This is a genomic window from Endozoicomonas sp. Z74 (genome assembly GCF_057680865.1).
In genome coordinates, this window is sequence record NZ_JBLYZI010000127.1 from 1 (window position 1) to 13424 (window position 13424).

7 protein-coding genes are annotated in these 13424 nt (G+C 43.3%); 4 read left to right on the forward strand and 3 right to left on the reverse strand.

The annotated features are described in order from the left end of the window. Positions 1-710: 710 nt before the first annotated feature. Both ACNRUY_RS23355 and ACNRUY_RS23360 read right to left on the reverse strand, forming a co-directional pair. The gene (locus ACNRUY_RS23355) at positions 711-2867 is read right to left on the reverse strand and encodes a hypothetical protein (protein WP_488114074.1); all 2157 of its coding nucleotides are present in this window, start codon (positions 2865-2867) and stop codon (positions 711-713) included. 10 nt (positions 2868-2877) lie between these two features. Next, entirely contained in the window at positions 2878-4584 is a 1707-nt protein-coding gene (locus tag ACNRUY_RS23360; RefSeq protein WP_488114075.1) for a hypothetical protein, read from the reverse strand. A gap of 877 nt (positions 4585-5461) precedes the next feature. Here ACNRUY_RS23360 and ACNRUY_RS23365 point away from each other — a divergent pair. Together ACNRUY_RS23365 and ACNRUY_RS23370 are read left to right on the forward strand one after the other, a co-directional pair. Beyond that, positions 5462-6808 (forward strand): 8-oxoguanine deaminase, encoded by a 1347-nt coding sequence (locus ACNRUY_RS23365; RefSeq protein ID WP_488114076.1) that lies wholly within the window; start codon positions 5462-5464, stop codon positions 6806-6808. A gap of 483 nt (positions 6809-7291) precedes the next feature. After that, a complete protein-coding gene (locus ACNRUY_RS23370) occupies positions 7292-8326 on the forward strand; it encodes an HAD family hydrolase (protein ID WP_488114077.1) in 1035 nt (344 codons plus the stop codon). Positions 8327-8395: 69 nt separating this feature from the next. On the opposite strand, the gene ACNRUY_RS23375 is transcribed toward ACNRUY_RS23370, so the two are convergent. Further along, entirely contained in the window at positions 8396-9757 is a 1362-nt protein-coding gene (locus ACNRUY_RS23375) for a glutamine synthetase family protein (RefSeq protein ID WP_488114078.1), read from the reverse strand. Between the two features lie 361 nt (positions 9758-10118). Between ACNRUY_RS23375 and ald the strand changes: the two genes are divergently transcribed. Both ald and ACNRUY_RS23385 read left to right on the forward strand, forming a co-directional pair. Continuing rightward, a complete protein-coding gene (ald, locus tag ACNRUY_RS23380) occupies positions 10119-11240 on the forward strand; it encodes an alanine dehydrogenase (protein ID WP_488114079.1) in 1122 nt (373 codons plus the stop codon). Positions 11241-11619: 379 nt separating this feature from the next. Further along, positions 11620-13302, forward strand: a complete 1683-nt coding sequence (locus ACNRUY_RS23385) for a hypothetical protein (protein WP_488114080.1) — start codon at positions 11620-11622, stop codon at positions 13300-13302. Positions 13303-13424 lie beyond the last annotated feature (122 nt).

Genomic DNA, 13424 nt, shown 5'->3' on the forward strand with positions numbered 1-13424 from the left:
AAGAACGCCAATGGAAACTCTGATAGATGGCAAAGAGATCTGGAAGGAAAAATTTGTAGCCTGAATTTGACCTGACAGACACCCTCTGAAAAATCGGTGACTGTCAGATCAGGTCTGAACTACTACAACTCAACTCTTCTCAGAGGAGGCTTTTTTAGATCAAGTTTCTATACATTGGGTAGAGCAACACTTAATTTGAACAGCGCCTATCATGTACTTTGTCTATTTTTTGCCAACATTCCACTTTATTCTCTTTATTATACCTAGGGTAATATTCCTCCCCAAGTGCAGCATAAACCTCTCCACCTTCAAAGTAAGAAATGAGCACCAAAGAAATCAATATAAACTTTAAAACTTTCATGGATACAACCTCACATCTCAGCGCCCTAACCAGTTTTTAAAAACCAATACAGAAACAGTCATCAACTTATATGACAAGTCAGGCTGACTGGTTTCAGAAGCTTGTGTATGATCCCCAGAAGAAAATCCACTGCGATGATTACCCTTTCATTTATAACATCAAAGGTTGTTGGCTCTATTGACATGGTGCTTGTTGTCGTACAAGGCCAACTTCACTTCACGTATAAAAAGACAAAAGAAACGTTATTTTCAAAACACTTTTGCAAATAAAGGCCAACGTTCAAACAAATATCAACTCCTTTATAGATTTTAAAATCCATAAAGGAGAAGTTAAGAAACTAACAATAATGCTATTTGCCTATTACGCTACTTACAGCAACATTGACAAGAATCGTTGATGCCGTATTTGTTGTTATGGATGCACCAGTAGTGACCACCATATTAGAGGCTGTTGTCGTTGAAAATGAAGCTAAGGAGCTGGTGCCCACCTTACCCAAACTATTCAGTTTAACCAACAGCTGTGTTTCTTTTAGAGGTGCTGCTACACGAACATAATTGTGCCTGAAGTAACTGTTAACAGCCCTGGCTTGAGTAACACGATGGTTATTCCCATAAAGCTTCTTCATAGATATACGAAACTTATTATAATCCCTAATTTCTTGCGAACTTTCAAAGTTAGCCTTTATTTTCTGATGATCACTGAGCCAATCAAACCTTCTCAAAAAACGGACGTATTTATTAACACGCAAGGCTTTATTACTAATATTCGGATACCTAACCTTACTGACATCTTCAAATTTTCTCATCAGACTTTTAAAGTTTCTAAGCCCTTCATAGTATCTCCGAGTAAATTTCAACTTTGTCTCAATTGGCTTACCTTGAAGATTCAAATGATCAACATTATCACTGAGTGGAAACATAGCATTTGTCACCAAAGGAAAAGCGAAGTCCAGAGCACTGGTTGACAAAAAGTCTTGAACCAACCCCTCTCGATGGGGACCTTGACTATAAGGAGTGACTATTACAGCCCTTAAACTCTCAATATGCTCTTCTAACTGAGCATTGAAAAAGGATTTATCTTGCTCAGAAAGGAATTGGGTAATTTCCTTTTGAATCTTCATCCATCGAGTAGCCAAATTGCTTGAGCCCAGCTCCGCCACTAAAAAATCATGATCTTTAAATAAATCCACTATTACACTTTGATGTAAAATCAACTCATAAATTATTCTTGCCTTGGCATCCGCAATAACAACCATACTTAAATTAACTGGCACAGGCACTTGAACCAGCAACCTGGCTTTCACATGCGCAAATAGGTCTTTCAGTAAATCCATCGCTGTATGATTGCTTAGAACACTGCTGGAGTTATCATCAAGCAAACTTTCATAAAAGGTTTTTACGATTTTTTTATACACCCTTAACTCCACTTGATCAAAGCCACCAAAAGACTCAATAATTGAGGCTCGATTAAGGGTAGAAAATGCTTCAGCAAGGAATATCCAATCTTGATCCCAATCCTGGTAACCACCTTTATGTTTCAATAATTTTTCTAATTCCTCCAGGCGATCTAAGACAACAAACTTACTTTGAAGCAATTCATCCGCGGCCTTAGCGGATTCACTTTCGTCTTCCGATAAAAAACCACTTAACAACTGATAAGGCAGCTCATCTGCCATTTCATCATATAAGCCGCCAGACCGGGGAGTAGCCACATCATAAAACGTTGAGAACAGTCTTGCTTGCATAGCCTTTATACCTTGAGCCATCCTGAGGAAACGATGATTAGACGGCATGGTTTGAATCTGATTACCTCTATTTTCATTACGAACTGTAAACATAAAAGTTCTAAATGTCATTGATAGGTTTGCACTATCAACCATATAGCCAACCGTAAAATCTTCTACCCTGGAGTCTTCTTCATAACGATAATTATAATACTTCTCACGCCAACTCCTTTCCTGTTGGTCTACTGTTTTATTCAAATATGCCCTAAATTTCGGATGTTTCAAAATGGTTCGAAAACGGAAAACTTCATCCAATTTTTTAGCTCCCGCACAGGACCAGGGTTCATGGACGTATAGATGTAATGCCGCGGGCAACTGCGGAAATGTTCCAATATATGCCCCAGAGATCAACTGATCGAAAATAACTCTCGTATATTGTTGTGAAATTTCATATGTAATTGGATGCACATCCTCTTCAGGTAAAAAACCCTCCTTTCTTAACTGTATATAATCAATCGATGTTTTAGACAAAGGCCTTAAAAACCCAAGCACAGATTCTTCAAACAGAGCAAAAAGCTCATCCAAAAAATCATCGTGTTTTTCTTGAAAGACCTTCAACCGTTCCTTCGCGTCCTTATAATTTCTACCAATTTCTGCTATTACCTGGGTGCATTTTTTTTCAGGTGGAGGTGGTGCGTTTGGATCTCTTATGGCATATGCCATACGTCCAATACAACATGATAAAATTACCAGAAAAACCAGTATCAGTTTAATATTTTTCATAACGATCACCTCAACGCCCCACCCAGTTACTTCCAAGCAATGCAGACAAAGCCATCAATGAGTATGATAGAGTTGTCTCAAGACGATGGGCCTTGGAATAGGCTTTTTGTTCTGGAACCTTTACTTCTATCAATTCCTCAAAAACTTCACCTCTCTCTTTGTCACCTGATCTAGTATCAGACCCCGTAAAATCCGGCGTATAATCTGACGTATGATCCTTATCATGGAGTTGGGAAACACTGCTATCTACTACTACGGTCGTTTTTTCACTTCTTGGTCCTGACGTAGTTGATGTAGACGGAGTTATGCTGTCCAGCGATGCTTCTTTACCTTTAAAAATGAGAACATCACCTGAATCACTGATCATCATAAAGTGGCTATTATTACTGCCTAAATAAAACATATTTTCATGTCTGTAATGATGGTTTTGACCATTTCCAGAATTCCTTTTTCCATATACAAGCAGTGTTCTTGGTTCATCTCCTGGTATATTTAAAGCAACTTCATGAATGTCACAGCTGTGTTCATTACATGACCACTCTGGAAAAGGAACTTCAAAATCACCATCAATTTCCTCACCAATCAGTAAACAACTATCTTCCATTCGATCATCATCAATATACTTTCGAAGCTCCTTTTTTTCTTTGCGAGAATTCAGACCTTTGACAACAAGTACTAAACCATCATCTACCGTCGACAACTGAACCGAATTTAATTTTGAATCTATGCACTCTGCAGTATCAACTTCCTGCTCTTTCTGATCCAGCCCATCCTTTTCCAAAGTACGATACTTTACTAGTTGATTCGAATAAAGTTTTGCTATCGACAAGCCGAATTCTCCCCTATGGCAATCTACATCCGTTACAGGTTTACTCTCTGAGCTCTGGTAAAAACTGACTGCCCCTGACTCCAAATCCCAAACCGCCTGTTTTCTCTGTCCATAGTCACTCACCAAAATAACATTTTCACTGCAAAAGGCTACATTATTCAATGTTGACAGCATTCGCTTATCTTGAGGGTCTATAAATACCTTATAGTCTTTCATTAAAACTGAACTGTCAGTTACATCAAATACAACCAACTTATTACTTTCAGCTACTGCCACTCGTGTTTTAGAAGAACTCAAATCACTAAACCCTGATTTCCTTTTACCATTTGTAAATACATCCATCTTATATCGAGCGACCATATGATAATCATAAACTCTTGGTTCAACAGCCTCCCTTTCCATAGAAAACCCTTTAAATGCATTTGGCACACTGTAGTTACGGCCATTGTAATTAAACTGAAGCGCTGAAGAGTGAAATCCTGTCTGATGAGGGCAGAAATAGGCTCCTACTTCAAAACAGCCCTCAGAGTTTAACTCATACCCCTCCGACGGCTCAGGATGAAGTTTAAAATTCATATTCACACTTACATCACTCCCTAAAACACTTATTGAAAGAGATTCATTAACACCAACTGGATGTACATAATCACGAAACTCTTTACAAAACAGAAAATTTCTTGCAAGGGCTGGGTCGCATAGGGCATCAGAAATTGGCTGGACGCCAAAGGTGTCCAAACCGTATTTCCCAAATCCCGAGCCTATGCTGGACAGTGGAAAAATAGACGACACCGATAAAGCCATGATTAAATAACAACATCTAAATCTAACCGACAAGCCAAGCATAATGGTATCTCTTAATAATATTTTGACTAGCATTTTATAGTTCAAACAATGCGTCCAACTAATAATAAAATGAAATCTGCAAATAAACTTGTATTCGGCAAAAATATATCAAGGTTCAATTATAATCATTCAATGTTTATCAAAAAGGATACATTTTACAGATCCCAAACTTAACTGATTAATCAGACAATGAGTATCAAGCAGATGATAGGTCTATCCTTTCAAAACCATCAAACAGAGAAATATCGCTAACAATTTCTACAAAAAACAAAAGCAATCCAACATAGCCTTATTACCAGACACTTCTTTTTACGAACCCCATCCTTTTTTTACATCTATATTCTCTTAGAAAAACTTATCCCTACATCAATTAAATGAACTCATGTGAAGCCCTGCCAATCTGTACATAGTTGTCCACAAATCCTGAATGACACGATCCCAAGCCCAGAAGCAAGTCACTCATTTCTTTATTCCGTATCATATTCTGTGCATTCTAAGCGTTCACTATAAAACCACTGCCTTCCAGATGCTTAAATCATTCCCATCAGTAACCATACTTGAGTGTTTTATAGATAGTAATGACAGAAAGAGGCTCAGCAGAAAAACTATTGAAAGAATGAAATCCCCCTGCCAGCCGAAATGGCAGAAATCTATCCAGCTTTCAAACGATACCTAACCTGAACAAGCCAAACTTGAGCTTTCCATGATCTGAATCATGTTTACTCTTGCACATACTAATGAAAAAAAAGTTAGATGCTGTTAGTTTCTGTCTGCCTGACAGATTAACACGCAAGTCACTGTTATGCGCTTTTGCAGATAGGCAAAGTGGGCAGTGGTGGTTAACTGGATGGAACAATGGAACGCTCCTGCTCCCTGGCCTGTATCCCAATAGCAACAAACATTAGGCATTTCAGGAGTGATTATGAAGAGGACCTGGATCAAGCAGCCCCTGGCGGTGTTCACCGCAAACGATCTGGACGCCCGGGGTGGCATCGTGATTGAGAATGACCGGATCAGGGAAGTACTGGCTCTGGGGGAGGAGCCTTCTGTTACCTGCGATACCATCGTCGATGCCCAGGATCAGGTATTACTGCCTGGCCTGGTCAACACCCACCACCATTTTTATCAGACACTGACCCGCGCCTGCCCACCCGCCCTCAACAAAAAGCTGTTTCCCTGGCTGCAGACGCTCTATCCGATCTGGGCAGGGCTGACACCGGAGACCCACCAGCAAGCCAGCAAGCTGGCCATGGTGGAGCTTTTGCTGTCTGGTTGCACGACCATGGCAGATCACCACTACCTGTTCCCCAATGGCCTGGAGAACGCCATTGATATTCAGGCAGAAACGGCTATGGCGCTTGGCGTTCGGGCCACACTGACCCGTGGTTCAATGACGTTAAGCCAGAAAGACGGTGGCCTTCCTCCAGAGTCGGTGGTTCAGAGTGAGCAGACCATTCTGGATGACAGCAAGCGTCTGATTCAGCGCTACCACCAGCACGATGATCAGCAGCTGGTTGAAATAGCCCTGGCCCCCTGCTCCCCGTTCTCTGTCACCACTGACATTATGAAAGAGAGCGCCAGAATGGCAGAGGAATACAATGTCCACCTCCATACACACCTGGCGGAAACCGAAGACGAAAATGATTTCTGTGTAAAAACCTTTGGACTGCGGCCGCTTGATTACCTTGAAGAAGTCGGCTGGCTCCACAACCGGAGCTGGCTGGCCCACGGCATTCACTTCAATGATGAAGAAGTGGCCAGGCTGGGTAAGGCAGGCACCGGTGTATGTCATTGCCCATCCTCCAACATGGTCCTGGCATCAGGCATTTGTCGTGTTAAAGAGCTCAGGGAAGCCGGATGTCGGGTTGGTCTTGGCGTGGACGGCAGCGCCTCCAATGACCACAGTAATCTGATGCAGGAAGTACGTCAGGCTCTGCTGATTCAGAGGCTTCGCTACCAGGCCGACGAGTTCACCCATACCGATGCCCTCTATCTGGCGACCAAAGGCAGTGCCGAAGTGCTGGGAAGAGACGATATCGGGGAGCTGGCCGTAGGTAAAAAAGCCGATATAGCCCTGTTCAAACTGGACGAACCCCGGTTCAGTGGTGCCCACGATCCTCTTGGAGCCCTGGTACTCTGCGGAGCCAGCCAGGCCAATAGTGTCATGGTCAATGGCCAGTGGAAAGTGCAGGATAAACAGTGGCTGAATGGTAACCTTGAGGAGTTACTCCATAATCACAGTCAGGCTGCCAAAACATTGATTCAATAACACGGTATTCAATGTGCAGTAGGGGGGCAGGAAAGAGAGGCTAACCATGTGGATGAGCCTACAGCCCCCCGACTTTAAACCCATCGGGCAGAACCATTAATATAAATATGCAGCAGTAGCTAACAGATCATTAAAGCATGATCAAGCTTCTTAAGAACTCTTGCCAAATTCAAAAAAACAAATTCAAGCATTTTTTATGCCGAACTTTGTATTCTTTCAAATTATTATCAGGTCAGTACAGACTTATTCCATATTGATGATTAATTTATCTCGATCTGTTAACTGAATTATTCTATAATCCCTCGAAGTTATTATGAGTAAGAAAGAAGAATGAATATACATTCACGCTAATATTTCAACTTTATATATTCAGGCACCTTCTACCATCAACTTTACCAACCCATCATTTTTAACATCCATTATTTCCCAACTTCAACTAAATAAAATCGAATTCAGTTATATCTAAACAGCAGGTCATTTATTATGAATCATCTAAGAAAAACTGCATTCTTTATTTTTTGTTTATGCTACATTTCACTTTCATTTTCAAAAATGATAGACACAGAAGATATTCTCGAGATAGTCGCTGATCATAGAGAGAAAAACCCGCACCAACAATATGTAGTAGGAATAGATCTTGATAATACTTTATTCCAAGTGAATGGTATATATTGGTATGGCTGGAATCATTATGGGGATCGTTTTTTGCTGAACAGTTCATTTTATGAAGAGATGAACCGACATGATCAGTACAGCCCACCAAAGTGTAAAATGTTTGAAGCAATGGCATTACATCTATCCCAAGGGCATAAAATTGAAATCATCACAGCCCGCGGAGAAACAGAGGGTGCACCTGATGATATTTTAAACCGTGTTAGGAATACCTTAAAAAAATTTTTAACCCTTGAGGAAGACACTCAACAATTAGTTGATTCAGTAGACACTCTTATTACCGAAATCACTTTTGTTGGTCCAAACAACCCCAAACAACCGGTATTTGAGGATCGAAACATCACCCTGTATTATGGAGATTCCGATAGAGATAAAGAAGAAGCCCTTGCTGCGGGGATAGATTTTATTCGTATTCTTCGTTCTGAGGCGGCAGTTGCTAATGCATATGGTAAACCTGAAATTGATTATACCAATGAAAATGTATTGATAGACTCCGATCTATCAATTGGCATTCTTGACCCACATAATAAATCTAGAGGAGTCCAATGTGCATCATTAAGCTCCCATTTTCATCTACCAAATAGTAAGCCTCCCCATTGCACTGACTATAGAATTAACTGGAGTTCCGTATTAACACTGTCTGGCGGTATAGGCACTTTCGTTTTAGAAATAATCAACATTGCCAGGTTAAGAGACAAAGATCAACGCCAACCGGTAGTGCATTTATTAAAATTCATCGCTAGCATTGCGGTTATGGGAGGGTCTGCAGCCAACCTATATTTCAACTCTGAAAAAAACACTAAAGCAAGTGATGATGACTTTAAACCATGGCATCCCCTGCCTTAATTTGATCTAAAGGTTTCAAATATTGTGGAAGCCCGGGAGTATTTTCTCTCCGAGCCCGAGCCTACTTCATTACGCAGTTCTCAACATCCACTGTGTTTCCAGAGCGGTGACATGACGCTCAAACCGTTTCAGCTCTTCGCTCTTGCAGAGGGCGTAAAGATCAATATAGTCCCGGCTGATGTATTCCGGAAGACGCTTGCTGTCCGACAGCCTGGCCAGTGCCTCAGCAGGGCGAAAAGGCAGCAGAGGCAGATCCTGTTCCAGGCCATTTCCATGGGTTTCTTCCGGAGGAGTCAGTTCATGCTCAATACCGTTAAGAATACCCGACAGTACCACCGAGAGGGCCAGGTAGGGGTTGGCATCGGCTCCCGCCAATCGATGCTCTATTCGGCGGTCAGCCTTGCCGCTGGCCGGAATTCTCAAAGAAACCGTTCGGTTGTTATGCCCCCAGGAAGCCTGAAGCGGCACATACATATCCGGAACCAAACGACGATATGAGTTTACATTGGGGCACAGCAGGGCAACGGTTTCCGGCATCAGATCAATGGAGCCGGCAATGGCATGATTCAAAATGGCACTGTCCTGGCCATCGGCACTGGCAAAGACATTCCCCCCGCTTTCATCCACCAGGCTGGTATGAACATGCAGACCATTGCCGGGATACTCTTCATAGGGCTTGGCCATAAAAGTGGCTTCGTAGTTATAACGCCCCGCCACTTCCCGGATTAGACGTTTCAGCATCACCGCATGGTCGCAAGCTGCCAATGGGTCATCACAATGCTTTAAATTGATTTCAAACTGGCCAGGGGCGGCTTCGGCCACTGCTGAGTCTGCGGGCACTCCCTGGGCTGCTGCCAGCTGATTGATATCATTGAGAAAATCGGCAAAGTCCGTCAGCCCATCCACCGAATACACCTGGCTCATGGTTTCCCGCTGCCCGCTTACATAACCAATAGGGGGCTGCAGGTTTCCTTCAGAATCCTTCCGGGGATCCACCAGATAAAATTCCAGCTCAAGGGCTACAACCGGTGTATAACCTCTGTTTTTGAACCGCTCAACAATGCGGGCCAGGACATTTCGGGGTTCATAGTGAAAACCACTGCCATCTTCCTCCAGCATGGTCAGAAACACCTGGCCTATTTTTTCTGGGTCCACGGCCGAAGGAACAAGCGTTCCCGGAATGGGAATACAGATCCGGTCCGGTTCTCCAATACTGAGGCCAAGCCCTGCGGGTTCAATGGTATCCCCGGTTATATCCAGTGAGAACACCGAACAAGGCAGATAACACCCCTTTTCCAGTTTTTTAAACGCACTGGCAGGCAGTCGCTTTCCCCTGGAGAAGCCGTTGATATCAGGCAGAAGGGTATCGATGTATTCAACCTTGGGGTACTGCTCAAGAAAATCGGCAAGTTCAGAACTAAAGCCTGGCATGTTCACTGTCCCTGGTTTTTATGTTTTTTATGGACCACTGGATCGATGGCACCGACCCGAGCTGACAATCTGTTTGTTATTTTGTGCACATTTTCTAATTTCGGGGGGCGTCCATCTCGCCCCATGAAGGTAATACTGCATTTATTCGTAAGACTTGTACAATATTTTTAACACCCTTCTCTCTGTTTTAATCAGGAACGGCCCAGGTACTTGCCCACAAACCAAAAAAGCCGATATCAACAAACACCAGATCTTTTTTAGAGTAAACACCCAAACAAAAGCAATATACAAAGCATTATCCCGGACATTCTAAGGTTAAATATAGGTATATCCCGCAAGAACAATAAAAATGGAGAGAAACATGAGAGTCGGTATCCCAAAGGAAATCAAAAACCATGAGTACCGTGTTGGCCTGACCCCCGCTGCCGTAAAGGAGCTGGTTGACAGAGGCCACGAAGCCTTTGTTGAAAGCCAGGCAGGCATGGGTGTCGGCTTTTCCGATGAGGATTATCAAACAGCGGGCGCTACGATGATGAATACGGCAGAAGCCGTGTTTGAGCAGGCGGAACTTATTGTTAAAGTCAAAGAGCCCCAGGCCATCGAACGGGCAAGACTCAAGCCCCACCATACCTTGTTTACCTACCTTCATCTGGCTCCTGATGTTCCCCAGACAACAGACCTGGTGAACTCAGGAGCCACCTGTATTGCCTATGAAACCGTCACTGACAACAGTGGTCGACTGCCTCTGCTGGCCCCCATGTCAGAAGTGGCGGGTCGAATGTCGATTCAGGCCGGTGCCCGCTGCCTGGAAAAATCCATGGCAGGTCGTGGCATGCTGCTCGGTGGCGTCCCAGGCGTCGAACCCGCCAAAGTGGTGATCATTGGCGGGGGCGTGGTTGGCCAGAATGCCGCAGCCATGGCCGTGGGCATGGGAGCTGAAGTGGTGGTTATCGACCGGTCAGTGGATACCCTGCGAAAACTGGATGCGCAATATGGCAACCGGATTCGCACGGTTTACTCCACGTCCCAGGCCATTGATCTCCATGTGACCAGTGCCGATCTGGTGGTGGGGGGTGTCCTTCTGCCTGGAGCCGCAGCCCCGAAACTGATCACCAGAGAGCACATCCGCAGAATGAAGGCGGGCTCAGTGATCGTGGATGTGGCCATTGACCAGGGAGGCTGTGCTGAAACCTCTGAGGCCACCACCCACGCCGACCCCACTTTCATTGTCGACGATGTGGTGCATTACTGTGTCGCCAATATGCCTGGCGCAGTCGCACGGACATCCACCCTGGCCCTCAACAATGCAACACTGCCGTATGTTCTGCAGATAGCGGATAAAGGCCCCCGGCAGGCAATGGCGGACAATCCTCACCTTCTGGCAGGCCTGAATGTCTGCCGGGGTATCGTCACCTGTGAAAGTGTTGCCCATGCTCAGGGCCTGGACTTCAAGCCCGCTGAAGCTATGCTGGACGAAATTTAAGTCATACTAGCGTCCAGCAGTTCAGTGCCACCCACCCTGGTTTTGTAAAAATAAAACAAAACCAGGAATATAACTTGAGTAGAATTAACACTTATCAAATAAGTTCATAACCAAACCCTGTTTCCAATAAAACAATATATTTGCTTTCTTATTAACTGCTATTTTGAAACAACTGGTCAAATAACTACCAGCATATTTCGTTACTTCCTAATATTTCTCTCACCGTGCATGTTTGATTCACAATGATGTTACCAGCAGTGAATGATACTTGACGCTGAAGGGTGTAGTCATGAAACTATTCAGAGAAATAAGATCACCTGCTTATAAGCCGGTGCAACGCTTAATCCTGAGCATTCGGTTATTTACATCAGTAATAGTAATGGCCGCAGCATTCAACCCTGAAGTGTCTCAGGCAGTAATTATCCGAACCACAGAACCTCCAACAACAACTCCCTCCGATGGTTCTGAATCAGAAGAAAGTACAAACTTCGAATTTTATGATTACTACGACAATGACAAATGGTTTCCAGAAGATCAACAAACAACACCACCATCACCACCATCAGTTCCATCAATTAAAGATATACTGATCCCCAGCCTGCGTGTAAAGATCAATGATAAATTTTATGATCATGAAGAGGTAGATTTCAGACAACGTCCTATTAACTCGAAAGGTGCATATCACTTCACACTTAAAGCGCCAGGACACAAGCTGCTCGATGCAGCTCTGGTTGGAAATATGTGCGTCAGCGTTTGGTCCAATGGAAATGTTGATATACGGTCTCTGGGTGACACTGAAAGGAATCAAACCCCTCCTATCGATTTTAGACACTGGCTAACTGAAGCCACTATTGATGAAACAACCGGGCTTATTGCCGTTGCTACCAAACAGAGAAAGATATTATTAAAACAAGTCAAAAATAAGAGAAATACAGACCCTATAGAGCTAAGACAAACCCCTTTAGAAGTCCACGAGTCCAGCAGCAGCCTCCCTATAACAAAGCTGAAAGCTGTTCATAAAAGCAGGCAGAAAACATATGGGGACCGACAGCAGATAACTGATACAAAACCAAACACCAGCAACATTTTTGTTCTTCACGGCAAACGATATGAAGCAATAACCAGAATAGGCATTGATATTCACGCCCCCGCTCTCGCAGAAACAACATATACCCGGGATGATACACTTCCATCGTTTTATGAGTGTCCAGTGAGCACACCCCACGTTGCCAGACAACCTATTACTCATGATTACGACATCTACCACCCATACGCTGTAGGCCAAATAACAAATCATCAGGAGATACTTGGATTCAAATCATACTGTCACACAAAGCATACCATTCATGATACATCTAAAATGAAAAATGGTTTGGATTTTTATCAATTCGATCAATCAATAAATGTCATAGAGATAGACCCGAACATAAAAGAAATACTAGATCTAAAAACAGGTGGTTATGGTGGTTACCTATATTTGTTGACGAGCTATAACTCCCCAGAGGAGAAAAGAAGGCTTAGTATTTTAGAGCACCATACTTATAAAGAGGTTTATCATCAAGATTTTACAGGTACTGTTAGGCTATTCACCAGCGACAACTCCGACGGGGTTGCTGTTGTTGAAGGCAGCAAGAAAGTTTTAGTCATCATGCCCCCCAGAATGCGCGGACCTGACAGACCCTATCTACACATCACCCTTGAGATGCTTAATAAACTATATGGTCATCCTACCAGCAAGACCAAGAGAACCCTTGTCACCGAAATACCGACAGAACTATCCTACGTAAACAATGTTGTCTTTAACATGGAATATTACAAGAGACGACACGGCAGGGGCTTTCTTATTCTATCAGGCCATACTCTCGCTCAGTCAGAACAGGGTCAATATGAAAGTGCAGACCAGACCGAGCGATGGGATATTGAAATGAACCGAAAGCTCTTATCTTACAAGAAAACATTAAGTCATGAAGGGACCTTCATCAAAAAAGACAACTACAACCGCGACACTCGAGTCTTGGTTATGGGAACCGATTTTGTCAAAGTCATTCTGGATAATGTGTAGTAGTTCAGACCTGATCTGACAGTCACCGATTTTTCAGAGGGTGTCTGTCAGGTCAAATTCAGGCTACAAATTTTTCCTTCCAGATCTCTTTGCCATCTATCAGAGTTTCCATTGGCGTTCTT